The organism is Pseudomonas citri (assembly GCF_025336485.1).
Taxonomy (GTDB): Bacteria; Pseudomonadota; Gammaproteobacteria; order Pseudomonadales; family Pseudomonadaceae; genus Aquipseudomonas; species Aquipseudomonas citri.
This window is the reverse complement of sequence record NZ_JAODAB010000002.1, coordinates 341,481-367,756: the sequence shown is the minus strand read 5'-3', so window position 1 is coordinate 367,756 and position 26,276 is coordinate 341,481. Positions and strand designations below refer to the sequence as shown.

At 62.9% G+C, this 26,276-nt stretch carries 18 protein-coding genes; 8 read left to right on the top strand and 10 right to left on the bottom strand.

Going from position 1 to position 26,276, the window contains the following annotated elements; translation table 11 throughout:
- Nucleotides 1-142: 142 nt before the first annotated feature.
- Nucleotides 143-331: a hypothetical protein gene (locus N4Q37_RS03885; RefSeq protein ID WP_260955526.1), complete on the bottom strand. Its 189-nt coding sequence runs from the start codon at nucleotides 329-331 to the stop codon at nucleotides 143-145.
- A gap of 308 nt (nucleotides 332-639) precedes the next feature.
- On the opposite strand from N4Q37_RS03885, the gene N4Q37_RS03880 reads away from it, so the two are divergent.
- Together N4Q37_RS03880 and N4Q37_RS03875 are read left to right on the top strand one after the other, a co-directional pair.
- Nucleotides 640-1,476, top strand: a complete 837-nt coding sequence (locus N4Q37_RS03880; RefSeq protein WP_260955525.1) for a CvfB family protein — start codon at nucleotides 640-642, stop codon at nucleotides 1,474-1,476.
- 464 nt (nucleotides 1,477-1,940) lie between these two features.
- Complete coding sequence (locus N4Q37_RS03875; RefSeq protein ID WP_260955523.1) at nucleotides 1,941-3,395, top strand: NCS1 family nucleobase:cation symporter-1; 1,455 nt, start codon at nucleotides 1,941-1,943, stop codon at nucleotides 3,393-3,395.
- Here the strand turns inward: N4Q37_RS03875 and N4Q37_RS03870 are convergent, their stop codons facing one another.
- Nucleotides 3,396-4,568 (bottom strand): MFS transporter, encoded by a 1,173-nt coding sequence (locus N4Q37_RS03870; RefSeq protein WP_260955521.1) that lies wholly within the window; start codon nucleotides 4,566-4,568, stop codon nucleotides 3,396-3,398. It abuts the gene before it with no gap.
- A gap of 102 nt (nucleotides 4,569-4,670) precedes the next feature.
- Here N4Q37_RS03870 and ptrR point away from each other — a divergent pair, with 102 nt between their 5' ends.
- Together ptrR and N4Q37_RS03860 are read left to right on the top strand one after the other, a co-directional pair.
- Entirely contained in the window at nucleotides 4,671-5,564 is an 894-nt protein-coding gene (gene ptrR, locus N4Q37_RS03865; protein WP_260955519.1) for a putrescine utilization regulator PtrR, read from the top strand.
- A gap of 167 nt (nucleotides 5,565-5,731) precedes the next feature.
- Nucleotides 5,732-5,860, top strand: coding sequence for a PA1414 family protein (locus tag N4Q37_RS03860; RefSeq protein ID WP_003198971.1), 129 nt, complete (start codon nucleotides 5,732-5,734; stop codon nucleotides 5,858-5,860).
- Nucleotides 5,861-5,981: 121 nt separating this feature from the next.
- On the opposite strand, the gene N4Q37_RS03855 is transcribed toward N4Q37_RS03860, so the two are convergent.
- Genes N4Q37_RS03855 through speB form a run of 3 tightly spaced genes read right to left on the bottom strand, consistent with a single transcriptional unit; the run spans nucleotide 5,982 to nucleotide 8,912 of the window.
- Complete coding sequence (locus N4Q37_RS03855) at nucleotides 5,982-7,493, bottom strand: purine-cytosine permease family protein (protein ID WP_260955644.1); 1,512 nt, start codon at nucleotides 7,491-7,493, stop codon at nucleotides 5,982-5,984.
- A gap of 51 nt (nucleotides 7,494-7,544) precedes the next feature.
- Nucleotides 7,545-7,952, bottom strand: coding sequence for a YybH family protein (locus N4Q37_RS03850; RefSeq protein WP_260955516.1), 408 nt, complete (start codon nucleotides 7,950-7,952; stop codon nucleotides 7,545-7,547).
- A gap of 9 nt (nucleotides 7,953-7,961) precedes the next feature.
- The gene (gene speB / locus N4Q37_RS03845) at nucleotides 7,962-8,912 is read right to left on the bottom strand and encodes an agmatinase (protein ID WP_260955514.1); all 951 of its coding nucleotides are present in this window, start codon (nucleotides 8,910-8,912) and stop codon (nucleotides 7,962-7,964) included.
- A 291-nt stretch (nucleotides 8,913-9,203) separates the two neighbouring features.
- Here speB and N4Q37_RS03840 point away from each other — a divergent pair, with 291 nt between their 5' ends.
- Both N4Q37_RS03840 and N4Q37_RS03835 read left to right on the top strand, forming a co-directional pair.
- Nucleotides 9,204-10,097, top strand: a complete 894-nt coding sequence (locus tag N4Q37_RS03840) for a LysR family transcriptional regulator (RefSeq protein WP_260955512.1) — start codon at nucleotides 9,204-9,206, stop codon at nucleotides 10,095-10,097.
- A 9-nt stretch (nucleotides 10,098-10,106) separates the two neighbouring features.
- Nucleotides 10,107-10,706 (top strand): tRNA-uridine aminocarboxypropyltransferase, encoded by a 600-nt coding sequence (locus N4Q37_RS03835; RefSeq protein WP_260955511.1) that lies wholly within the window; start codon nucleotides 10,107-10,109, stop codon nucleotides 10,704-10,706.
- A 7-nt stretch (nucleotides 10,707-10,713) separates the two neighbouring features.
- Here N4Q37_RS03835 and N4Q37_RS03830 read toward each other — a convergent pair whose 3' ends face one another.
- The 3 genes from N4Q37_RS03830 to N4Q37_RS03820 form a co-directional block, all read right to left on the bottom strand.
- A complete protein-coding gene (locus N4Q37_RS03830) occupies nucleotides 10,714-12,078 on the bottom strand; it encodes an HlyD family type I secretion periplasmic adaptor subunit (RefSeq protein WP_260955510.1) in 1,365 nt (454 codons plus the stop codon).
- Nucleotides 12,079-12,253: 175 nt separating this feature from the next.
- Entirely contained in the window at nucleotides 12,254-14,413 is a 2,160-nt protein-coding gene (locus N4Q37_RS03825) for a type I secretion system permease/ATPase (protein WP_260955509.1), read from the bottom strand.
- Between the two features lie 25 nt (nucleotides 14,414-14,438).
- Nucleotides 14,439-15,794, bottom strand: coding sequence for a TolC family outer membrane protein (locus tag N4Q37_RS03820; protein ID WP_260955507.1), 1,356 nt, complete (start codon nucleotides 15,792-15,794; stop codon nucleotides 14,439-14,441).
- Nucleotides 15,795-16,246: 452 nt separating this feature from the next.
- Here N4Q37_RS03820 and N4Q37_RS03815 point away from each other — a divergent pair, with 452 nt between their 5' ends.
- Nucleotides 16,247-22,621, top strand: coding sequence for a retention module-containing protein (locus tag N4Q37_RS03815; protein WP_260955505.1), 6,375 nt, complete (start codon nucleotides 16,247-16,249; stop codon nucleotides 22,619-22,621).
- 194 nt (nucleotides 22,622-22,815) lie between these two features.
- Here the strand turns inward: N4Q37_RS03815 and N4Q37_RS03810 are convergent, their stop codons facing one another.
- A complete protein-coding gene (locus N4Q37_RS03810) occupies nucleotides 22,816-23,211 on the bottom strand; it encodes a YbaN family protein (RefSeq protein ID WP_260955504.1) in 396 nt (131 codons plus the stop codon).
- An 8-nt stretch (nucleotides 23,212-23,219) separates the two neighbouring features.
- Entirely contained in the window at nucleotides 23,220-23,807 is a 588-nt protein-coding gene (locus N4Q37_RS03805) for a YecA family protein (protein ID WP_260955502.1), read from the bottom strand.
- A gap of 278 nt (nucleotides 23,808-24,085) precedes the next feature.
- Here N4Q37_RS03805 and recQ point away from each other — a divergent pair, with 278 nt between their 5' ends.
- The gene (gene recQ, locus N4Q37_RS03800) at nucleotides 24,086-26,212 is read left to right on the top strand and encodes a DNA helicase RecQ (protein ID WP_260955500.1); all 2,127 of its coding nucleotides are present in this window, start codon (nucleotides 24,086-24,088) and stop codon (nucleotides 26,210-26,212) included.
- Nucleotides 26,213-26,276 lie beyond the last annotated feature (64 nt).

Here is a 26,276-nt window from a genome sequence, read left to right as displayed (position 1 = left end):
AAAATCGGAAGGCTTGGGCTAAAAAGGATAGCGGCCAATACCTGGCAAGGAAGGCCGTTCGTCGATTCAGGTGAAATGGGGCGGGGAGGGGGGCAGTCCAAGCGCTTCGAAGCTCAAAGCGCTTTGGGACCGGCAGCGAAGGTTACTTCTTGCCGAGGCTGATCTGTTTGGAGGGGCCGAATGTCTGGCCGCTGACGCCTTTGGCGATTTGTTGGATTTCACCACCGGATTTCAGGAACGCAGCGATCTGGTCATTGATTGATTCGCTGGTTTCAACGGCAGGGGCTGGCTTTGCTTTGCTTTGGGATGCTTTTACGCGCATGGCGGCCATTAACCTATGGATAATTAATCGGCCGTGCATCGTACAGTAAATGCCTGACCGATGCTGGGCCAATATCCCTTTGGATATTTTCAGTAGGCTGGAATATTTAGCACTTCAAGCCCTCAGGCTGCCCTAAACCCCTGTTTTAAATAACAACGCTGGATAGGATCCAACGCCGCCCCCGAAAGACGCTAGCTGTCGGCTGCCTGACGAATGGTCACCGTCCGATCGAAAGCGTCCGGAAAATCAAGCGCTGCGCAACGAATCGCCTGGTAAAACCGGGTAGAATGCCGCCCTCGCAATGAGGGTATCAGGACATGGCTTTAATCGGGCGCTACAACAGTTTGCAAGTGGTCAAGCACACGGACTTCGGTTTGTATCTGGATGGCGGTGCGGATGGCGAGATCTTGCTGCCCAATCGTTATATCCCCAAGGATATTCCCAGTGAAGATGAAGACTGGCTCAATGTTTTTATTTACCTGGACAGCGACGACAAACTGCTCGCGACGACTGAAAAGCCCAAAGTCCAGGTGGGTGAATTCGCCAGCCTGAAAGTGGTGCAGATCAACAGCATCGGGGTCTTTCTGGATTGGGGCCTGCCCAAGGATCTGTTGCTACCGTACTCCGAAGAAAAGCGTCAACTGAGCGTCGGCGATTACTGCGTGGTGCATGTTTATCTCGACAAGCGCACCCGCCGCATCACCGCCACGGCGCGCCTGGATCGCCACCTGGACAAGACGCCGGCCAACTACACCCCAGGGCAGGAAGTCGATTTGCTGGTCGCCGAAGCCACCGACATGGGGTTCAAGGCAATCATCAATAACAAGCACTGGGGCCTGATCCACAAGAACGAAATCTTCAAGTTCATGCGCGCCGGCAGGCAGGAGAAGGGCTTCATCAAGGAAGTCCGTGCGGATGGCAAGATCAGCCTGAGTTTGCAGCCGGTCGGCCAGGAAGCCGCCTCCAGCCTGAACGTTAAGATCCTCGCCAAGTTGCGCGAGAACAACGGCACGCTGGCGGTCAGTGACAAGAGCGATCCGGCCTTGATCAGCAGCCTGTTTGGCGTGAGCAAGGGCAACTTCAAGAAGGCCATTGGTGCGCTGTACAAGAGTGGGCAGATTGTCATTCATGCGGATCGGATCGAATTGAGCTGATTTTGATTGGATGGTTGGGTCTGTGGAAACAGACTTTCTGTGGCGAGGGGATTTATCCCCGCTGGGTTGCGAAGCAACCCCAAGCCAGTCGACTTAATCTGTCTGGCATATTGAGGTGGAGGGATTAGGGGGCGCTTCGCGCCCCAGCGGGGATAAATCCCCTCGCCACAGGGCGGTACCTAAAAACGCATCGTCTTCATCGCGGGCAAGCCTTGCTCCCACCAGATTGACCTAAGCTGTATACAAAATTATGCACCTTTAGCATGCGCTCGTGCCCTGTTCATGGGCGTATCCCCCTTTCTGCTCGCTGTTCTCCTTCGCCGCACTCCCCGGTTTGTCTCAGATTCTTCTCCTATGGCATGCATTCTGCTCAGTGGTTCGTATACAAACCATGCCGGCTCCCGTGCGCAGTATGGTGAGCAGTTGACGCGGGGGCACGGCGGTACTCAAAAGGAGCCCCCGCAATGTCCGAGCAATTGCCCAACGGCTACAGCCCCCGCCTCTATAACGAGGACCTGGGCCCGCTGCCGCAGAAATGGAACTGGTACAACATCTTCGCGTTCTGGATGAGCGATGTGCACAGCGTGGGTGGCTACGTGTTTGCCGCCAGCCTGTTCGCGTTGGGCCTGGCAAGTTGGCAGGTGTTGATTGCCTTGTTGGGTGGGATCTGCATCGTGCAACTGATCGCCAATCTGGTTGCCAGGCCGAGCCAGCAAGCGGCAGTGCCGTATCCGGTGATCTGCCGGTTGGCGTTCGGGGTGTTCGGGGCGAATATTCCTGCGGTGATCCGTGGCCTGATCGCCGTGGCCTGGTACGGAATTCAGACGTACCTGGCGTCCAGTGCGCTGATCATCGTGGTTCTGCGGTTTTTTCCTTCAATGGAAGTCTACGCAACGGCGCATTTTGCCGGTTTGTCCTACTTGGGCTGGTTCGGTTTCCTCAGCCTGTGGTTCGTCCAGGCGCTGGTGTTCTGGACGGGCATGGAGTCTATCCGCCGTTTCATCGACTGGGCCGGGCCGGTGGTTTATGCGGTGATGTTCCTGCTGGCCGGCTGGATCGTGTGGAAGGCGGGTTGGAGCCACATCAGCTTCACCCTGGCGGAAAAGTCCTTGTCCGGTTGGCAGGCGTTCGGCCAGGTGATCGTCGCGACGGCCCTGGTGGTGTCGTACTTTTCCGGTCCAACCTTGAACTTCGGCGATTTCAGCCGTTACTGCCGGAGCATGTCTGACGTGCGCCGGGGTAATTTCTGGGGGCTGCCGGTGAATTTCCTGGCGTTCTCGCTGGTCACCGTGGTGATTGTTTCCGGGACCTTGCCGGTGTTCGGCGAAATGCTCCATGACCCGATCGCCACCGTGGCGCGCATCGACAACGATGTGGCCGTGCTGCTGGGGGCCTTTGCTTTCGTGACCGCCACGATCGGCATCAACATCGTCGCCAACTTCGTCTCCCCGGCTTTCGACTTCGCCAACGTCGCACCGAGCAAGGTCAGTTGGCGCGCCGGCGGCATGATCGCGGCGGTGGCGTCGATTTTCATCACGCCGTGGAACCTGTTCAACAACCCTGAAGTGATCCATTACACCCTGGACGTGCTGGCCGCGTTCATCGGCCCGCTGTTCGGGATCTTGCTGGTGGATTACTACCTGATCAAAAAGCAGCAGATCGACGTTGAGTCGCTGTTCAATGATGGGCCGAGCGGGCGCTATTACTACAGCGGCGGCATCCACTGGACGGCGGTCAAGGCGTTGGTGCCGGCGACGCTGATGGGCGTGGCGATCACTTTCACGCCGCTGTTGCAACCGATGGCCAATTTCGCCTGGTTCACCGGTTGCTTCCTCGGCGGTGCGTTGTATTTCGTCTTGGCGCGACGCGAGCCCGCCGCGCAGGTGCACAAAGCGTTCAGCCCTGCCAGCCAGGCCTGATCAACGCAGGGCGGCCTGGGCGCAAGGGCTCACCGCGCCCTGTCTGGCTGGGCGCAGCAACAAGCCGCCGGCTAGCAGTAGACCGCTGCCGGCAACGATCAGCGCCGGTTGCAGCCCACCGCTGAAATGGCTGCTCAGCGCCGCCAGCAGCGGCCCACTGAGCTGGCCGACCGCGAAGCAGGCAGTCAGCAGTCCGGTGTTGCGTTGGGTGGCGTGGGGCGCCAGTTCCCGGGAACGCTGCATCACCAGTTGCATGCAGGCCAGGAAAGGCGCGCCGCACAGGATGACCCCCAGCGCCAGCCCTGGCCCGCTGCTCAACAGGCAGGTGAATACTCCGGCCGCTTGCAGCCACAACGTTGCGATCAACCAACGACCGGTGGTGTGTGGGTGCGGCCGGCGCCGGCTTACCACTAGCACGCCGAGGGCCGCGGCGAGGCCGAAGCAGGGCCAGAACAGGTCGGCCTGCCATTGCCCGTGAAACTGCGCCGTCGCCATTTGCGACAGGAACGTGGCCGGGATGATGTAGCCCACGCCATACAAGGCGTACACCACGCCGAGCCGGGCGATGCCGCGCGTCGGGGAGGGCGCGGCCGGCGCGGCGACGGCCAGGGTTGCGACAGGGGATGGAAGAATCGGCAGGATCACCAGTAACATCGCCAGCGCCACGCCGGCATACAGCAGCCACAGGGTGGCGGACGCCTGGCCCAGCAGGTTCGAACCCAGGGCCAGCAAGCCCGTCAGGAAAATCCCCAACCCTGGCCCGGCGAACACCAACGCGCCAAGTCGAGGTCGTCCGGCCTGCGCGGCCAAGGGTTGGCTCAGGGCGGTGATCATCACCAGCACCCAGGCGCTCGCCACGCCGGTGCCGAAGCGCAGCGCCAGATGCGGCCAGAAACCCCAGGCCCAGAAGGACGCGAGGGTCAGCAATACGCACAGCCACAGGCCGCCGAGCAAACGTCGGCGCACCTGTTGCGGGCGACGGGCAAACATGGCGTCCAGCGCGCCGAGGAAGTAACCCAGGTAGTTGGCGGCAGCGACCAGACCGGCGGCAGTCAAGTCCAACTGACCTTCGCCGATCAAATGAGGTAACTGGGGCGTAAGGGCGAAGCGGCCGATGCCCATGGCCATCATCAGGGCGATGAAACTGGCGAGCAGGCGGATCAGGGGTGACATGGTCGTTCTCCAGCGTTGAGGCGATGACCGTCAGGCTAGAATCGATTGACTTTCATTAAAATTGAATAATAGTGAGTAACTTGTTCTTTTTTGGAGAATGTCGTGGAGTTCAGCCAGTTACGGATTTTCCAGGCGGTGGCCGAGGAAGGTTCCATCACCCGGGCTGCCGAGCGTCTGCATCGGGTGCCGTCGAATTTGTCGACTCGCCTCAAGCAGCTCGAGGAGCAATTGGGCGTGGACCTTTTCCTGCGTGAGCGTCAGCGCTTGCAACTGTCGCCGGCGGGAAAAGTACTGTTGGACTATGCGAACAAGCTGTTCGCCTTGCACGACCAGGCCTATGCGGCCGTGCAGGGCGGCCAACCGGCCGGTGAGTTCGTGTTGGGCACGATGTACAGCACGGCGGCGATTCACTTGCCGGACCTTCTGGCCGCCTATCACCGGGCGTATCCGGCGGTGAATCTGCAGGTGCAATCCGGGCCCAGCGGCGAATTGCTGGAAGGCTTGCTCACCGGGCGCCTGGACGCCGCGCTGGTGGACGGGCCGCTGGAACTGGCGGGGCTGGACGGCGTGCCATTGTGTGACGAGCGGCTGGTGCTGATTGCCGAGGCCGATCACCCGCCGGTGCGCAGTGCGCTGGATGTGCAGGGCCGCTCAGTCTTCACGTTTCGCCGCGGTTGCTCGTACCGCATGCGTTTGGAGGCGTGGTTTTCCCACGACCACGCGACCATGGGCCGGGCCATGGAGATCGAGTCGTACCAAGGGATGCTGGCGTGTGTGATCGCCGGCTCCGGGGTGGCGTTGATGTCGGAGTCGATGCTCGCCAGCCTGCCGGGCCGGGAGCGGGTGACGGCCCATCCGCTGGCCGAGCCGTTCGCCAGCGCGACCACCTGGTTGATGTGGCGCAAAGGCATGGTCGGGGCGAATTTGAACGCCTGGATCGAGTTGCAACAGCGGGCTTGGCCGCAAGCTTCTGGGCGGGTGGCGCAATCGGCTTGAGCTGCCCAGTCGAACGATCGACTTGAACTGGAGCTTTTGGATTTGGCTCAATTTTAGTAACAGATCATTGCAAACTGAGACGAGCATTGCGCAGGACATCGGACTATTATCACAGCGAAGGGGCCAGAGCATTCTGCCGCTCGCACCACCCTTGAGGGGGCACCACGATGAAAGAGAAAATCCAGAACTGGCTTCATGACCTGGGTGTCGCGCTAGGCTTGATCGAGCCGCCCATGCAACCGGTCCCGATTCGCACCGATGACGAGCAACGTCGCCGCCAGCCGCGCCGCCGGTAAATACACCCCAGGATATTGGAGAGATCGCAGTCTTCGACCGTTTCAAGCGAGACGGCTGAAGACTGCGATCTTTTTTTTGTGTGGCGAGGGAGCGAGCTCCCTCGCCACGGTTTGCCCTGGATCAGGCGGTTTGTCTGAGCACTGGCTTATCGATGGGCTCCGCTCCCTTGCTACGCGGGTCCTCGGGTCCATACACCGCCGCCGGTTCCGCAAATACTCCCAACAGCACCAGGTACACCACCGAGGCCAGGCCCAGGGTCACGGGCAGGCTGATGTCGATGCCGCCGGCCAGCTCCCCCAGTGGGCCGACGAACTGCCCTGGCAGGTTGACGAAGCACAGCCCCACCAGCGCACTGGGAATCCAGGCGCCCAGGCCGCGCCAGTTCCAGCCGTGGCTGAACCAGTAGCGCCCACCGGTTTCACCACGGGTGAACACTTGCAGGTCGTCCGGGCAGTAGAAACCGCGGCGTACCAGCAGGCCGATGATCATGATGACCATCCACGGCGTGGTGCAGGTGATGATCAGCACGGCGAATGTGGACACACTCTGCACCAGGTTCGCGGCGAAGCGTCCGATGAAGATGAAGGCGATCGATAGCACGCCGATCAGCAATGTGGCCTTGACCCGCGACAGCAGCCGTGGGAACACGCTGGACATGTCCAACCCGGTGCCATACAGCGACGTGGTGCCGGTGGACATGCCACCGATCACCGCGATCAGGCACACCGGCAGGAAGAACCAGCTCGGCGAAACCGCCAGCAGGCCGCCCACGTAATTGTTGGCGGCGATGTAGTCCGGCGCCTTGCTCGCCACGATGGTGGCGGTGGCGAGGCCGAACAGGAACGGGATCAATGTCGCCAGTTGCGCGGCGATCACCGCCAGCATGATGCGCCGCTTGGGGGTGTCGCGCGGGATGTAGCGCGACCAGTCGCCGAGGAACGCACCGAAGGAAATCGGATTGCTCATGGCCACCAATGCCGCGCCGATGAACGCCGCCCAGAAACCCGGCTGGCCGAGGCCGACGGTGCCGGCGAACTGGCTGTCGAAGGTCGGCGCGAAGGCCAGGATGCCCAACAGGAACAGCAGGCTGGCGGCCCACACGGCGATGCGGTTGACCCACAGCATGAAGCGAAAGCCGTAGATGCACACCGTCAAGACCAGCAGGGCGAACAGGCCGTAGGCCAGGCCCAGGCTCAGGTCGGTTTCCGGTACACCGGCCAGGCGCTTGGCGCCGCCGATCAACGCATCCCCGGAGCTCCACACCGACAGCGAGAAGAACGCGATGGCGGTCAGCAGCGACAGGAACGAGCCGACGATTCGCCCGTGTACGCCGAAGTGCGCCCCGGAAGACACTGCGTTGTTGGTGCCGTTGAGTGGGCCGAACAAGCCCATGGGGGCGAGGATGATCGAACCCAGCAACACCCCCAGCACAATCGCCCAGGCACCGGCCTGGAATGACAGGCCGAACAGCACCGGGAAACTGCCGAGCACGGCGGTGGCGAAGGTGTTGGCGCCGCCGAAGATCAGTCGAAACAGATCGCCCGGGCCGGCGGTTCGTTCGTAGTCCGGAATCTGCTCGACGCCGAAGGTTTCGATTTGCGTAAGGCTGTTGTCGTTATTGTTATGCATGATCTGCTCCGATCATTGGGGCGCGCTCATCGAGTGTGGGCGTCGCCTGTTTGGCTAAGGGATTGGCAGCCCTTCCGGCATTGCGGACAAATGTTCGTGACAGGCCAGCCATAGGCCTTGTTGTTCTTGGCGAAACACAATGGTTTCGCGCTCCTGGCTAAAGTGAAGCTCCCCTTGCAGGCGCAGCTCGGTGGCCACGTCATGGATGAACACCGCCACGTCCCCTTGCAGGCTGACGAAGGCATTGCTCGAGGTGCACGAGAGCACCTCGAAGTCGTCCTCGTCACGCCAGCGGTCCCACACGGCCTGGTAGGCAGCGCGTGACAGCAGGGACTGTGGCAGGGTGTGGAAGACAAAACTCGCGTCGGCCGTGAACGCGCCGAAGTAGGCGTCGCGGTCGTTGCGGGCGAAGGCTGCGACCAGTTCAGCGGCGGCCGTGAGGACTTGCTCTCGATCGTTCATGGGCGCACCTCAGCGATGAGTCACGCCAGGCAGTACGCAAAGCATCTCGTACAGCAGGTTGGCGCCCAGCAGCGAGGTGTTGCCGCTGGTGTCGTACGGTGGCGAGACTTCCACCAGGTCGCAGCCGACCAGGTCGAGGCCCTGGCAGCCGCGCACGATCTCGATCGCCTGGATGGTGGTCAGGCCGCCGATTTCCGGGGTACCGGTACCTGGCGCCCAGGCCGGGTCGATGCCGTCGATGTCGAAGCTCAGGTACACCGGGCCGCCACCGACTTTCTCTCGCACTTCGGCCATCAGCGGTGCCAGGGAATGGTGCCAGCACTCTTCGGCCTGGACCACGCGAAAGCCTTGCCGGCGGCTCCAGTCGAAGTCGTCGGCGGTGTAGCCCTGGGCCCGCAGGCCGATCTGCACCACGCGCTCGCAATCGAGCAGGCCTTCCTCCACGGCGCGGCGGAAGGTGGTGCCGTGGGCGATTTTCTCGCCGAACATGTGGTCGTTCACGTCGGCGTGGGCGTCGATGTGCACCAGGCCGACCTTGCCATGTTTCTTGTGGATCGCCCGCAGGATCGGCAGGGTGATGGTATGGTCGCCGCCCAGGGTCAGCGGGATGACGTTGTGTTCGAGGATCTTGTGGTACGACGCCTCGATGATCCGCACCGCCTCCAGCAGGTTGAAGGTGTTGATCGCTACGTCCCCGATGTCGGCCACCGACAACGAGTCGAATGGCGCGGCGCCGGTGGCCATGTTGTAGGGGCGGATCATCACCGATTCGGCGCGGATTTCCCGGGGCCCGAAGCGGGTGCCGGCGCGCAGGGAGGTGCCGATGTCCAGCGGCACGCCGATAAAGGCCGCGTCGAGGCCGGCGGCGCTGGGCAAGTGGGGAAGTCGCATCATGGTGGCGATGCCGCCGAAGCGCGGCATTTCGTTGCCGCCCAGTGGCTGGTGAAGAATCTTGTCCACGGGTAGGGCCTCATCGTTGTTTTATTTATCAGGGGCCGATTCTGCGAAAAGCCGTTGGGCTGAAGAATCCCTGGCGGCAAATAGTTAGTTCAGATTTTTCTAAACTAATGACGGGCGGGCCGATAGACTCCAGAACGATGGATGGAAGCTGTGGGAGTAAGGCTTGCCCGCGATGAATTCAACGCGGTTCCTTCTGAAACCGAGGTGCCCCTGTCGCGAGCAAGCTTTGCTCCCACAGATAAACCTCTTGCCACAAAGTTTGCAGTGACCCGCCTGTATGGAGACACCCCAATGGCCAACGCTCTACCCGACCTGAAGCTGCTGCGCATTTTCGCCAGCGTGGTCCGGCACCAGGGGTTTGCCAATGCCCAGCAGGAACTCAACCTGTCCACGTCGGCCATCAGCACCTACATGAGCCAGCTCGAGTCGGCCCTGGGCCTGGTGCTCTGTCACCGTGGCCGAGGCGGCTTCAGCCTGACCAGCAAGGGTGAGCTGTTCCATCAGGAAACCCTGCGCCTGCTGGGCGAACTCGAAGGGTTCGAGCAGTACGCCGCAGCGCTCAAGGGCGAGTTGCGCGGTACGTTGAACCTGGGCGTGATCGACTCCACCGTCAGCGACAAGGCCCTGCCGCTCGCCGAAGCCATCGGCGCCTACAGCCAGGAGCATCCGGCGGTGCACTTGCACCTGTCGGTCATGAGCCCCTATGAGTTGCAACTGGGCGTGCAGGACAACCGCCTGGACCTGGCCATCGGCGCGTTTTCCACGCGCATGAGTGGGCTGGTCTACATGCCGCTGTACCGCGAACAGCACTGGCTGTATTGCAGCAATCGCCACCCGTTGTTCACTGAGCGGCGCATTCCCGCCCCCGTCATCACCCAGCAACGCATGGTCGGGCGCGGCTACTGGAGCCAGGCGGAGCTGGCCCGCCACGGCTTCAAGCACAGCGCGGCGACGGTGGAAAGCATGGAGGCCCAGTTGATCCTGGTGCTGTCCGGTGCCTACATCGGCTACTTGCCCGAACACTATGCCCAGGCCTGGGTCGACAAGGGCGATTTGCGCGTGCTGTTGCCAGCGACGTTTGGCTATCAGGCACCGTTTTCAATGATCATGCGCCGTGGCCGCAGCCGCGAGCCGCTGATCCAGACATTCCGCGACCTGCTCAAGGCGCAGCTCAACCAGGCCTGAGGTGCCGTCATGTCCCGAATCCACTGCCCGCGCTGCCACCGGCCGCAAAGCCATTGCCTGTGCCCGTTGATCCCCAGCCTCGACAGCCGCACGAAGGTCTTGTTGTTGCAGCACCCCAGCGAAGTGAACCACGCCTTGAACACGGCCCGGCTGGCGGCGTTGGGGCTGCAGAATGCCGAGCTGATCGTGGGGGAGGTGTTCGAGGATTTGCCCCGGTTGCTCCAGCAGCCGGGTTACCGGGCGCGCTTGTTGTTCCCGGCAGACGATGCGCAGCCGCTGCACGCCTATGGGCCCAGCGACGAGCCGTTGCTGCTGGTGGTGCCCGACGGCACTTGGCGCAAGGCGCGCAAGTTGCTGCACCTCAACCCGTTGTTGGCGGCATTGCCGCGAGTGACGCTGGCCGAAGGCGGCGTGTCGCGCTACCGCTTGCGCAAGGCACCGGGGCCGGGGGCGTTGTCGACGGTGGAGGCGATCGTCCAGGCGTTGCAAACCCTTGAGGCACCGACGAGCTTCGAGCCATTGCTGCGGCCCTTCGAAGCGTTGATCGAGGGCCAGATTGCGGCGATGGGGGAGCAGACTTATCAGAAGAACCATGGAGGGTTGAGGTGAGTCCGGATCACCGCTCGCGCATCGCCTCGGTCCGCGCCTTCAACACCGGCTTGAGCAAGTAATCCAGCACACTTTTCTCCCCGGTGATGATGTCCACCGTCGCCACCATCCCCGGGATGATCAGCAAGGGTTTCACATCCCCGCCCAGGTGATTCTTGTCGGTGCGCACCTGGATCAGGTAGAAGCTGTTGCCCTTGTCGTCGGTGATGGTGTCGGCGCCGATCAGTTCGAGCTTGGCGCTCAGCCCGCCGTAGATCGTGTAGTCATAGGCGCTGAACTTGACCATGGCTTTCTGGCCCGGGTGTAGGAAAGCGACGTCCTGGGGGCGGACCTTGGCTTCGATCAGCAGGTTGTCTTCCAGGGGCACGATTTCCACCATGTCGCTGCCGGGTTGCACCACACCGCCGATGGTGTTGACCTTCAATTGCTTGATGACCCCGTGCACCGGCGAGACCACGGTGGTGCGGGACACGCGGTCGTCGATGGCGATGCTCGAAGCGGTGATTTTCGACAGTTCCGTGCGTTTCTCGTTGAGGTCCTTGGCCGCGTCGGAGCGGAAGGTCTGTTCCGATTCGTCGATCTTGCTCTTGATCTCGTTGATCGCCGATTCGGCCCGTGGGATCGCCAGGGTGGTGGCATTGAGCGAGCCGCGGATCTCCACTGCGCTGCGCTTGAGTCGCAGGATCTCCACCGGGGATACCGCGCCCGTGCTGACCAATGGCGCTGACATGTTCATTTCTTCCTGCAACAAGGCCAGGCTGGAACTGAACTGGCCTTGCTTGGAGCGAAACTCCGCCAGCTCCTGGGTTTTTTGCCGCAACTGTTCGGTCAGGGTCCGTTGCTCGCTCGCCAGGCGCCGTTGCCGCTGTTCATACAGCGAGCGCTCGCCCTCGGCCACTTGCGGGGCTTTGCTGGTGACTTCGGCGGAGACCTGGAACGGCCGCCCCTCGGCTTCTGCCGACAGGCGCTCGACCTGGGCCATCAAGGCATACCGGTCGGCCTCACTCTCGCCCTTGTTCGACAGGAACCGGGTGTCGTCCAGGCGCAGCAGGGTGTCGCCCTTGTTCACCATCTGGCCTTCGCGCACGAAGATTTCAGTGACGATGCCGCCTTCCAGGTTCTGGATCACCTGGACCTTGCTGGATGGAATCGCCTTGCCTTCGCCGGTGGTCACTTCCTGCAAGACCGCCAGTTTGGCCCAGACCAAGCCGGTGACGATCAATCCGGCGGCCAGCCAGACAGTGATCCGCGAGCGGCGGGGCGAGTCCTGCAACGTGGCCCCGGCGGTTTCCGGCATGAACTCGCTCTCGGCGCTTTTGCTGAAACTGCCGAAGTAGCTGCGGGCGACTGGGTCGGGCGTTTGAGCGGACATGGGGCGGTACCCGTTGGTTAGAAAAAATAAAACCGAATACATTCTTGTGGCTTGGCAGGGTTACCTGTGGGAGCAAGGCTTGCCCGCGATGAAGCGAGTGCGGTCTCGCTGGAACCGAGGCGCCTGTATCGCGGGCAAGCCTTGCTCCCACAGGTTGTGCTGACGTTAGAACGGTTTACACCGTTCCAGCCCCCACCCGCCCCTTGCGCAACGCCTCGATCACCGCCTCTTTCGGCCCGTCCGCCACGATCCGGCCGTTGTCCAACACCAGCAGCCGGTCCACCAGGCTCAGCATCGAGGTGCGGTGGGTGACCAGCAATACGGTCTTGCCTTGGACGCGGGCGTGGAGTTTTTGCCGCAGGACGTCTTCGCTGCTGTTGTCCATGGCGCTGGTGGGCTCGTCCAGCAGCAGGATCGGCGGGTCGAGCAGCAACGCTCGGGCCAGCAGCACCGCCTGGCGCTGGCCGCCCGACAGCAGTTGCCCGCGCTCGCCCACCGGGCGGTCGAAGCCTTGCGGGTGCTGGCGAGCCAGTTCGGTGACGCCGGTCAGTTCCGCCACTTCCAGCATGCGCGCGTCGCTGATGTAGCGCGCCCCTAGCGTGAGATTGTCCCGCAGGCTGCCGGCCAGCAGCGGCAGGTCGTGGGCGACATAACCGATCTGTTGGCGCAGGTCGGCGACGTCCAACTGCCGCAGGTCCAGGCCGTCCAGCAGCAATTGGCCCTCCTGCGGTTCATGGAATCCCATCACCAGGCGCGCCAGGGTGCTTTTGCCCGAGCCGCTGCGACCGATGATGCCGACCCGTTCGCCGGGCTTGAGGCTGAAGCTGATATTGGTCAGCGCCGGGGTGTTCTGGCCGTTGTAGTGAAAGGTCACTCCGGTGACGTCCAATGCGCCTTGCAGTTGGGTGTGATCCAGCGGCCTGTGGCTGGCATCGCGCTCTTGGGGCAGCGCCATCAGGGCGTCGGTGCTGCGCATGGTGAGCTGGGCTTGTTGGTAGCGGGTGATCAGGCCGGCGATCTGGCCCAGCGGTGCGAGCACCCGGCTGCCGAGCATGTAGCTGGCCACCAGTGCCCCGACACTCAGGTTGCCAGCGATGATGCTGTAGACCCCGGCGACGATGGTCGCCATGCCCGCCAGTTGTTGCAGGAACAACGTACCGTTGGTCGCCAGCGCCGAGAGGTTGCGCGCGTGGCTGTCCAGGCGGGTGAGGGCGCCGTGGGTGCTCTCCCACTGATGCTGGCGTTCGCTCTCGGCACTGCACGCCTTGAGGGTCTCCAGGCCACTGAGGGTCTCGATCAGCAAGGCCTGGCGTTGGGCGCCCAGGGCCAGGCTTTTTTGCACGGTGTCGCGCAGGCGTGCCTGGATGATCATCGCCAGGACAATGGTGATGGGGAAGGCCACCACGGGAATCACCACCAGCCAGCCGCCGAGCAGGCCGATCACCAGCAGCATCAGCACGGCGAAGGGCAGGTCGATCAGGCTGGTGAGGGTCACGGCGGTGAGAAACTCGCGCAGGCCCTGGAAGTCATGGATGCTCTGGGCGAAGCCGCCGATGGTCGCCGGCCTGGCCTTCATCGCCATGCCGGTGATGCGTTCGAACAGAGTGGCGGAGAGAATCACGTCGGTTTTCTTGCCGGCGGTGTCCAGCAGGTGGGCACGCACCACCCGCAGCACCAGTTCGAAACCGGTACCGATCAGCAATCCCACGGCCAGCACCCACAGAGTCGATGTGGCCTGGTTCGGCACCACGCGGTCGTAGGTCTGCATGACGAACAGCGGCACCATCAGCCCCAGCAGGTTGATCAGCAAGCTCGCCAGGATCGCGTCGCTGTATAGCCAGCGCGACAGTTTCAAGGTGTCGCGAAACCACGCCTCGACCCGTGGCACCAAGGGTGTGCGCAGATCCTCGAGTTCATGGCGTGGCCGGGCGAACAGGGCCTGGCCACTGTAGTCGGCGGCCAGTTCTTCACGGCTGACCCATTGCTCGCCACCATCGGCTTCACTGGGCAGGATCAGTGCCTGGCCGTCCTCGCCCCAGCGTCGCAACACCGCGCAACGGCCCCCGGCCAGGATCAGCATGACCGGCAGATTGAGCGGCGAGATTGCCGTCAGTTCGCGACGCAGCACCCGTGCCTGCAAGCTGACCCGGGCCGCTGCGCGTGGCAGCAGGTCCAGGCTCAAGCGTTGGTGCGCCATAGGGAGCCCGGCGCTGAGGCTGGCGCGGCTGGCCGTCGCGCCATGGAGTTTGCAGAGAATCAACAAGCCATCCAGCAAGGGGTCATCGAAATTCAGCCGCGGGTCGGCGCCGGGGCTTGTGGGTTCCATGCTGGTCACAATGGCTCACTCCCATTTTCGGGGGCTACTTCAGTTCGGGCAGCCGTGCCTGGTTCTTGACCTCGGTCTGGGCAATTGTGTCGGCCGGCAGCACGACCCGCTGCTTGCTCAACAATTGGCCCATGTTCGCCAGCACCCGGTACATCGAGAACTCCTCGGTGTAGCGCACTTCGGTGTAGCGACGGTTGGCGTTGTACAGCTCGTTCTCGCTGTCGAGCAGGTCGAGCAGGGTGCGCTGGCCGAGGCCGAACTGGTCCTGGTAGGCGGCGCGTACCCGGGCGGTGGTCTCAGCGTATTCGCGGGCGGTGGGCGTCTGCTTACGGGCATTGAGCATCGCGTTCCAGGCCAGGCGCGTGTCTTCGTTGAGCTGGCGCAGGGCGTTGTTGCGGATGTCCGTGGCCTGGTTGATCTGATGGGCGTTGGAGGCCAGGCGCGCCTTGTCGCTGCCGCCGCGGAACAGGTTGTAGTTCATCACGATACCCACCCGCCAAGTGTTGTCATGGCCTTCTTCACCGCCGATGTTGTTGTTGGCGCCCACCGCCGCTTCGGCATCGAAGCGCGGGTAGAACGGTGACTTCGCCACTTCGTACTGGCTCTCGGCGGACTGAATGTCGGCCTGGGCCGATTTCAGGTAAGGGTTGTTGTCCACCATGCTTTGCTGGGCTTCGCGCAGGTCGGCGGGGATTTCCCCTTTGGTCGAGGGGGGCGCTTCCAGCTCATCGGGCATGCGCCCGACCACGCTATAGAAGTTGGCCTCGGCGTCGGCCAGGTCCACCTCGGCGGTGTCGTAGTTGTTTTCCGCCAGGGCCCGGCGGGCATTGGACTGGTCGGCGTCGGCGGTGCTGCCTACACCGCGCTGGGTGCGTAGGCCGATCTGGTCGTTGACCCGCAGGTGCGCTTGCAGGTTGTTCTTGGCCAGGGTCACCAGCTCGCGGCGCTTGAGCACCTCCAGGTAGACCTCGATGGTGCGCAGTGCCAGGTCCTGGGCGGTGCCCTGGGCGTAATAGGCGCGGGAGTTGACCACGCCCTTGGTGCGCTCCACCTCATTGGCGGTGTTGAACCCGTCGAAGATCATCTGCCGCAGGCGCAGCTCCGACTGGGTGTACGTCAGGATATTGGTGTGGTGATTGCCCAATGCGCGGGTATTGGGGTTGTCGGTGTAGCCGCGACCATAGCCGGCGTTCAAATCCACTGACGGGAAGAAGCCCCCCCGGGCGACCTTGACGTCTTCATTGGCCGACCGGCGACTGTCCACCCGCTGTGCCAACTCCGGGTGGGTGGCGATCGTGCTCTGGATCGCTTCGGTCAAGGACATGGCCTGTGCGCAAGAGCAGGCCGTGGCCAACAGAACCGCGCTGCAAAGGGGGTGTAGAACGCGCATGGGGTACATCTCCTTAGGTAGGTAGTGCTGAGTTGTCGTCAATAAATTGTCGTATTTAGGGTCGAAACCGTTTCAACCTTGTAACAACACAGCTAAGAACATCCTGCGGGAAACCTAAGAAGAATTTTTCATAAGACTTATGTCGAAAAAAACTTATGTGCTTGGAAAAAAGCGGCACATTGTTCAGGACGAAAGCCTTTGAATCTGCGGGTTCTGACGGCTTTTAGGCGTCAATAAAAGTTCTGTGGAAATTTTCGAACGATGTGGAGATGTGCCGAAAGGGCAACATGGGAACGGGGTTTTGGTGACGGTTTTTTGTCATTGTGGCGAATGGCTAGCGCCTTCCAGCCCCGCGAAAACTGGCAGATTTTCCAGCTTTCCTGGCGCCATCCTGAGCACGGTTTCTTCACCCAGACAGGTGCCGACTGCGGTTGGCAGCGGAGGAAATGCACATGGCAGCGCTCATCGGTACCGTCAGCAAAGTGGTGGGGCAGGTTTTCGCAGAGGCGGCAGGCGGTCTGCGGCGGCCCTTGGTCGAAGGTGATCGGCTGTATGCCGGCGAGCACCTGATCACCGGTGCCGAAGGCGCCGTGGCCGTACATCTGAACAACGGCCATGAATTGACGCTGGGGCGTGAAAGCGATCTGACGCTGACCCCGCAGTTGCTCGCCAACCAGGCACCTCATGTCGATACGCCCGACGCGGCGACGCCCAGTGATGCGCAACTGACCGATGTGCAGAAACTGCAACAAGCCATTGCCGCTGGCGCTGACCCGACCCAGGCCGGCGAAGCCACGGCTGCAGGCCCAGGGGCGGGAAACACCCCCGGTGGCCTGGGCGGTGGGCACAGCTTTGTGTTGCTGGAGGAAGTCGGCGGTCGGGTCGAACCGCACATCGGTTTCCCCACGGCCGGGTTCAATGGGGTACCTGAATTCCCCGACCTGCGCCTGGCGGCTGAGCCGGACAACAATGGCGACGACAATACCGTGCCGCCGGTGACTCCGCCGGATAACCCTGTGACCCTCGACGGGGTCGACGTGGAAGGCGGCGAACTGACCACCCATGAGGCCAACCTGGCCGACGGTTCGGCGCCCGATCCGGCTGCGCTGGTGCAAAGCGGCAGCTTCACCGTATCCGCTTCTGACGGGCTGAGCAGCCTGAGCATCGGTGGCATCAGCGTGATTGCGGGCGGCGTGCCCACAGGCTTCCCCCAAAGCATCACTTCGCCGCTGGGCAACACGCTGACCATCACCGGCTACGACCCGGCCACTGGGGTGGTCAGCTACAGCTACACCCTCACGGGCGCCGAGACCCATCCCGCAGGCGGCGGTGCCAACGGCATCATCGAACAGTTCCCGATCGTGGCGGTCGACACCGACGGCGACACCGCCACTGGCACCCTGGACGTCAACATCACCGACGACGTGCCCCAGGCAATCGACGACAGCCACCCCAGCAGCGCTTCGGAAACCCTGGTCACCCTCACCGGCAATGTATTGCCCAACGACCACCAGGGCGCCGACCGTATCCCCACCGGCCCCGACAGCGGGCCGATCATCGGCGGCACGTTCACCGGCACCTACGGCACTTTGGTGCTCAACCCCAACGGCACGTACACCTACACGCTCGACACCAGCGACCCGCAATTCGTCGCGCTGCATGGTGGAGGCAGCGGCACCGAGACTTTCACCTACACCCTCACCGATGCCGACGGCGACACCAGCACGGCAAACCTGGTGCTGCAAATCCACAACAACGACGATCCGGTGATCATTACCGGCCTCGACAGCGAAGGCGGTGAACTGACCGTCCAGGAGAAACACCTCAGCGACGGCAGCAGTCCGGATGCCTCGGCATTGACCCAAAGCGGCACCTTCACCGTCACCGCGCTGGACGGCGTGCAGACCCTGAGCGTTGGCGGCATCAACGTGGTCACGGGCGGCGTGGCCGCCGGTTTTCCGCAGTCCATCACCACCGCGTTGGGCAACACCCTGACCATCACCGGTTACAACGCCGCCACTGGCGTGGTGAGCTACAGCTACACCTTGCTGGACAACGAAGCTCATCCGAGTGGCAACGGCGCCAACAGCCTCAGCGAACATTTCACGGTGGTCGCGACTGACGACAATGGCACCACCGCCACCGGCAATCTCGATGTGAACATCGTCGATGACTTGCCCAAAGCCGTAGACGACAGCAACGCCAGCACTGCGTCGGAAAGCCACCTGACCCTGACCGGCAACGTCCTGACCAACGACACCCAAGGCGCCGACCAGATCGCTTCCGGTCCCGTCACGCCGGGCACCTTCACCGGCACTTACGGCTCCCTGGTGCTGAACGCCGACGGTTCCTACACCTACACCCTCGACACCGCCAACGTCGATTTCAAAGGCCTGCACGGCGGAGGCAGCGGCAGCGAAACCTTCGCCTACACCCTGACCGATGCCGACGGCGACACCAGCACGGCGAACCTGGTGCTGCAAATCCACAACAACGACGATCCGGTGATCATTACCGGCCTCGACAGCGAAGGCGGTGAACTGACCGTCCAGGAGAAACACCTCAGCGACGGCAGCAGCCCGGATGCCTCGGCATTGACTCAGAGCGGCACCTTCACCGTCACCGCGCTGGACGGCGTGCAGACCTTGAGCGTTGGCGGCATCAACGTGGTCACGGGCGGTGTGCTCGCCGGTTTCCCTCAGTCCATCACCACCGCGTTGGGCAACACCCTGACCATCACCGGTTACAACGCCGCCACTGGCGTGGTGAGCTACAGCTACACCTTGCTGGACAACGAAGCCCATCCGAGTGGCAACGGCGCCAACAGCCTCAGCGAACATTTCACGGTGGTCGCGACCGATGACAATGGCACCACCGCCACGGGCAATCTCGATGTGAATATTGTCGATGACTTGCCCACCGCCCATGCCGATTACGCCTCGGTGAACGAAGGCGCAACGGTCAGTGGCAACGTGCTCGATAACGACGTAGGCGGCGCCGACGGACCGGCCGTGACCGGCGCCGTCATTGGTGTGCGCGCTGGCAGCGACACCTCAACCTCGGCGATTGGCGGTCTCGACACCCAGATCAATGGCGCCTACGGCTACTTGACCCTGGATGCGAACGGCAACGCGGTTTATCACAGCAATCCGAACACCGTCAGTGCGCCCGGTGCCACCGATGTGTTCACCTACACCGTGCGCGATGCCGACGGCGATGAAAGCACGACCACCATCACCATCGACGTGCACGATGGCTGCCTCGTCGCCGAAGCCGACCGCGACATCACGGTCTACGAAAAAGCCCTCGACCCGAACCAGGACGGTGAAGACCTGGCCCCTGGCACCGTCACCGGCAGCGACCCGAGCGCCACCAGCGAAACCGCCAGCGGCAGCCTCGCGGGGGCGGTGACGGGGGCGTCGGGCGCGGTGACCTTCACCTTGGTGGGCAGTGCCACAGGCGCCTTCGGCCAGTTGTCGCTCCACCCGGACGGCTCTTATACCTATACCCTGACGTCGCCTGCCACGACCACGCCCCACGCCAACGATGGTTCGAATGTCGTGAGCGAAAGTTTCACCTACCAGGCCACGGACTCGCTGGGTAACACGGCCACCAGCACCATAGTCATCAACATCGTTGACGACACGCCCACCGCCTACTGCGATAGCGCTTCGGTGGTGGAGGGCGGGACGGTCAGCGGGAATGTGCTGGACAACGACGTGCTCGGCGCCGACGGTGGCGCGGTGATCGGCGTGCGCGCCGGCAACGACACGTCGACCTCCGCCGTCGGCGGCTTGGACAGCCAGGTCAACGGCGCCTACGGCTACCTGACACTGGACGCCAATGGCAACGCCGTCTACCACAGCAATCCGGACGCCGTGGGAGCGCCCGGCGCGACCGATGTATTCACCTACACCGTGCGCGACGCCGATGGCGATGAAAGCACCACGACCATCACCATCGACGTGCACAATAGCTGCCTCGTCGCCGAAACCGACCAGGACGTGACAGTCTACGAAAAAGCCCTCGACTTGAAGCAGGACGGCCAGGACCTGGCGCCCGCCACCGTCACTGGCAGCGATCCAAATGCCAGCGGCGAAACCGCCACCGGCACCCTGGAAGGTTCGGTGACCGGCGCCACCGGGGCGCTGACTTATACCCTGGTGGGCAGTGCCACCGGTGCCCACGGCCAGTTGTTGCTCAACCCCGACGGTACGTACACCTACACGCTGACCTCGCCGGCCACCACGACCCCTGGCGCCAACGACGGCCAGAACGTGCTGACGGAAAGTTTCACCTATGAGGCCACCGATGCCTTGGGTAACAAGGCCAGCGGCAGCCTGGTGGTGAGCATTGTCGATGACGTGCCCAGCGCCGTTGCGTCCGAGCGTTCGGTGGCGGCCGTGGAGGTCGATTCGAACCTGCTGATCGTGCTCGACGTGTCCGGCAGCATGGCCGACCCTTCCGGCGTACAGGGGCTGTCGCGGTTGGACCTGGCGAAACAGGCCATCAGCGCCTTGCTCGACAAATACGATGACCTGGGCGAGGTGAAAGTCCAGCTCGTGACGTTCAGCAGCAGTGCCACCGACCAGACTTCGGTGTGGGTCGACGTAGCGACCGCCAAGACGCTGCTCACCAGCCTGACGGCGGGTGGCGGCACCAACTACGATGCGGCGGTGGCGGCGGCCAAGACCGCGTTCGTCACCTCCGGGCAACTGACCGGGGCGCAGAACATCGGCTACTTCTTCTCCGACGGCAAGCCGACGTCGGGCCAGGAAACCGGTGCGGCGGATGAAACGGCCTGGAAAGCTTTCCTCGACGCCAACGGCATCAAGAACTACGCCATCGGCCTGGGCAGCGGTGTCAGCAATGCCAACCTCGACCCGCTGGCCTACGACGGCAGCACCCACACCGACACCAACGCAGTGGTGGTCACCGACTTGAACCAGCTCAACTCGGTGCTCTCCGGCACTGTGCAAGGGGTGCCGGTCACTGGCAGCCTGTCAGGCGAGTGCGGCTCGTTCGACGCCGACGGGGGATTCGTCAAGAGCCTGGTGGTCGACGGCACCACATACAGCTACGACCCGACCGCCAATGGCGGGCAGGGCGCGTTGACGGTCAGCGGCGGGGCCGACCATGGCACCTTCAATACCCTCAATAACACCCTGAGCATTGCCACCGAGCATGACGGCACGCTGGTGATGAATCTCGACACCGGCGAATACAGCTACACCTCCCAGACCACCACCAGCACGTTGATCACCGAAAGCATCGGCTACACCGTCAGCGACAACGACGGCGACCTGGCGAATTCCAACCTGGTCATCAAAGTCGTGCCCAACAGCCCGCCCGTGGCAGTGGACGACAACGTCATCACCAATGTGCTGTCGGGCAATATCGTGGTGCCGGGGGAACTGCTGCTGGGTAACGACAGCGACGCCAACGGCGATCCGCTCACTGCCGCGCCGACCAGCTTCAACACCGGTTGGACGGTCAAGGGTGGCGACTTTACCGGCAGCACCGGAACGGTCAGCTTCACCGGCAACAATGTGCAGTCCATCAACCTCGACCGCAGCGCCTTCGTCGCCAATGCCGCGAGCATGACCGCGATGCTGGTGGTCAGCGGGGCGTTGGGGATGGTGTCCAACAACAACGCCAACGATGAAGACCGGCTCAACATCAGCCTCAAGCAGGGGGAAACCCTGACCCTGGACCACAACCTGGCGGCCGGGCATATCACCTTGGAGTACTCACTCAACGGCGGGCCGTTCATCGCGATCGCCGACGGGGCCTCGTTCACTGCGGCGGCCGATGGCGATTACCAGATCCACGTCACTAACATCCCCAACCCGGGCAATGGCAACGTCAATGGCGCGGAAAACTATCAACTGACCCTGACCGTCAACTACGCGGGCGCCCAGGACAGCACGCCGGACTACCACGGCACCTACACCGCCAGCGACAACCACGGCGGCAGCGACAGCGCGGCAGTGGATATCACCTACCAGGCCGGTCATACCCTGACGGGCACCAGCGGGGACGATGTGCTGTTGGCCGGCAACGGTGACAACACCCTCAACGCTGGCGACGGCAACGACATCCTCAGCGCCGGTTCAGGCAACAACACCTTGCACGGCGGGGCGGGCAATGACTTGCTCTACAGCGGTGCGGGCAATGACCTGCTCGATGGCGGCACCGGCAACGACACGGCCAGCTATGCCCACGCCACGGCTGGCGTCACCGTTAATCTGGGGTTGTTGGCCGCACAAAACACCTTTGGGGCGGGCACCGACACCTTGACCGCTATCGAAAACCTCGTCGGCTCGAACTTCAACGACACCCTCACCGGTGACGGCGCCAACAACCGTATCGACGGTGGCCTGGGCCATGATGTGCTTAACGGTGGCGGCGGCGACGACCTGCTGATCGGTGGCTTGGGCAACAACACCCTCACCGGCGGCAGTGGCGCCGATACCTTCCAATGGCAAGCGGGTAACAGTGGCCACGATGTGATCACCGACTTCACGCCCGGTGTGGACAAGCTCGATCTGTCCCAATTGCTGCTTGGGGAAAGCGGCAGCACGGCGTCGCTGGATGATTACCTGCACTTTACCGTCACCGGCAGCGGTGCGTCGGTCATGACCAGCATCGACGTCAGTTCCACCGCCGGTGCTACGCCGAACCAGACCATCGATCTGGCCGGCGTCAACCTCGCCAGCCATTACGGCGTCACGCCCGGGGCCGGCGGTCTGGTCGGTGGGGCGGATACGGCGACGATCATCAACGGGATGTTGAATGATCACTCGTTGAAGGTGGACACGGTGTGAGGTGAGTTGTAACGGCAAAACCCGTCATTTCCTGGTTGGAGATGGCGGGTTTTGTGACTGGAGGGAGTAGTCCTTCGGGTTGTGGGAGCAAAGCTTGCTCGCGATGGCATCCTTGAGATCGCTATCGCGGGCAAGCCTTGCTCCCACAGGCCTTGCCGGCAGGTGCGGCGTTGTTGACGACAAGGTCTGTGTCTTCAAGGTTTGCGCAACGTCTTCTGTCGAAGAATGTAAACCGTCACCAACACCGCACTGGTCAACATGAACCCCCGCGCCCACGGCAGTGGCACCAGGTAGCAGGACAGGAGAATGCTCGCCCACATCAGCCCGATGGCGTAGACCTTGCCCTTGAGCGGGATGCCGTTGCCGCTGAGGTAGTCGCGGATCCACGGGCCGAGACGAGGATGACCGACCAGCCACTGGTAGAAACGCGGCGAGCTGCGGGCAAAGCAGCCGGCAGCCAGCAGCAGGAAAGGCGTGGTGGGCAGTACCGGGAGAAAGATGCCGATGACCCCCAGCACTACGCTCAGCCAGCCGATGGCCAGCAGAACGTAACGCAGGATCAGCGGACGGTTGCCAATGGGCGTCGACACCCGGGCACTCAGTGATGGCGCGGCTTGAGGATCGCCGGTTTCTCGTCCGGGGCGTTGCACAGCAAGTACAAAGCAGTGAGGGCTTCGGGGATCTGGACGATCATGTCATCCATCAGGTTCGCGTCCGCGGCGATGTCGGAAAACTCCGGTTGCTCGTCGAACAGGCCGGAACCGACCATGATCGGCAGCAGCATTTCGCTGACTTCCTCTTCGGCGGTCTCGAACCAGGCAGCTTCGCGCAGGAAGACCCCTTCCATGAAACCGATGCACCAGCCACGCAGCTCCGAATCGTCCGGTTCGTCGCCCAGGTCCAGTTCGCACGGCAGCTCGAACTCCTCGTCGGAGGCCAGTTGACGGGCGATATGGGCCTTGAGGCCGACCAGCGTGGCTTCGATCTCGGTACGTTGGGCTTCGTCGGAGTAATGTGGCTCTTCGGCGAACAGGGCATCGATCCATTCACGATCCGGCACTTGCTCGGAGCAGATCGACAGGGCGGTCAGATAGCCATGAGCGGCCACGTAATCCAGCGCCTCTTCGTGCAGCTCATCGGCGTCGAGGAAGACTTGCAGGCGGGTCAGTTGCTCAGCGAAGGACATTACGGGCTACCTTGGGGGAATAAACAATGCAGGAATTCTAGGCTTTCTTGAGCGCCCAGGCCAGCCGCGTGGTGTATTTGCCTTCTGCACGGGTTCAGTGGCTTGAACACCTCTGGTCAGCATCACCCTTTGCAACGAAGGCCTCGGGTATACTGCCGCGTTTTGTGATGCCCTGCGGCGTCCCGGCGGATCGAAATGCGCGCTTACGATTTGCCGGCACAGCGTTTGTGATTCTGAGCCAGCCTTGCAGGGATGTTTCGGTGATTTTTGGAGTTTCTATGCTCGAACAGGCTCAACGCGTCCTCAAGGACATCTTCGGCTACGACAGTTTCCGTGGCCGCCAGGGTGCCATTATTGAGCGCGTGGCCAGCGGTGGCGATGCCTTGGTGCTCATGCCCACCGGCGGCGGCAAGTCCTTGTGCTACCAGGTGCCGGCGTTGTTGCGCAATGGCCTGGCGGTGGTGGTTTCGCCGCTGATCGCCTTGATGGATGACCAGGTTGCGACGCTGGAGGAACTGGGCGTTGCCGCGGCTTCGCTGAACTCCACCCTGAGCCCCGAACAGCAGCGTGACCTGGCCGCGCGAATCAAGCGCGGCGAATTGAAAATGCTGTACCTGGCCCCCGAACGCCTGGTACAGCCGCGCATGCTGGCGTTCCTGCAGAGCCTGGAAGTGGCGCTGTTCGCCATCGACGAGGCCCATTGCGTGTCCCAGTGGGGCCACGATTTCCGCCGCGAATACTTACAACTGGGGCAACTGGCCGAGCTGTTCCCCGACGTGCCGCGCATCGCCCTGACAGCCACCGCCGACAAGCGTACCCGCGAGGAAATCGTCCAGCGCCTGCACCTGCAGGACGCCGAACGGTTTTTGTCCAGTTTCGACCGGCCCAATATCTTCTATCGCATCGTGCCCAAGGAGCAGCCGCGCAAGCAGTTGCTGGCGTTCCTCGGCGAGCGGCGCGGCGATGCCGGCATCGTCTACTGCCTGTCGCGTAAAAAGGTCGATGAGGTCTCGGCGTTCCTCTGTGACCAGGGGTTCCCGGCATTGCCCTATCACGCCGGCCTGCCCAACGACCTGCGGGCTTACCACCAGAAGCGTTTCCTCAACGAGGAAGGCCTGATCATGGTGGCCACCGTGGCGTTCGGCATGGGCATCGACAAGCCCAACGTGCGCTTCGTCGCGCACCTGGACCTGCCCAAGTCCCTCGAGGCGTATTACCAGGAGACCGGGCGTGCCGGGCGTGATGGTTTGCCGGCCGATGCCTGGATGGCCTACGGCCTGCAAGACGTGGTGATGCTCAAGCAGATGCTGCAAGGCTCCGAAGGCGATGAGCGGCACAAGCGCCTGGAGCAACACAAGCTCGACGCCATGCTCTCGCTGTGCGAGGAAACCCGTTGCCGCCGCCAGACCCTGCTGGCCTATTTCGACGAAGACATGCCCCAACCGTGCGGGCATTGCGACAATTGCGTCGACGGCGTGGAGACCTGGGACGCCACCGAGCCGGCCCGCCAGGCCTTGTCGGCAATTTTCCGCACCGGCCAGCGCTATGGCGTCGGCCACCTGGTGGACGTGTTGCTGGGCAAGGACAACGAGAAGGTCCGCAACTTCGGTCACCAGCATCTTTCGGTGTTCGGTGTAGGCAAGGCCCGCAGCGAAAGTGAATGGCGCTCCTTGTTCCGCCAGCTCGTGGCGCGCGGCCTGGCTGATATCGACCTGGAAGGCTATGGCGGCCTGCGCCTGAGCGAGAGTTGCCGGCCCTTGCTCAAGGGCGAAGTGGCCCTTGAACTGCGGCGTGATCTCAAGCCGGCGACGGCGGTCAAGAGCAGCAAGAGCCAGGCCAGCCAACTGGTGCGGGGCGAGGAGCGCGATCAATGGGAAGCCTTGCGCGCCTTGCGCCGCAAGCTGGCGGAGGAGCACGCCGTGCCGCCGTATGTCATCTTCCCCGACTCGACGTTGCTGGAAATGTTGCGCAGCCAACCCACCTCCCTGGCGGAAATGGCCCGGGTCAGCGGTGTGGGCGCACGCAAGCTGGAGCGATACGGCGAGGCTTTCCTCCAGGTGCTGGGTGGCGGGGCCGAGGCGCCGAAGGCGGTGGCCGATGTCCGTCACGAATTGATCACCCTGGCCCGGGCTGGCATGACCCCGCTGCAGATCGCCGGGCAATTGCAATGCTCGGAAAAGAACGTCTACACCATGCTGGCCGACGCCATCGGCCAGCAACAATTGTCGCTGGAGCAGGCGCTGGACCTGCCTGAGGACCTGCTGGGCGAGGTGCAGGACGCCTTCCTGGATGGCGAGGGCGAATTGCCGTCGGTATCGGAAGTCGCCGCGCTGTTTGCCGGTCGGGTACCGGAAGGGGTCCTGTACTGTGTCAGGGCTGCGTTGCAATCGGAATTTGAAGTCTGATCAGTCAGTTACCTTCCTTTAACGATTCAGTGCGGAACGAGCCTTGCTTGAATCCGAAGCTCAT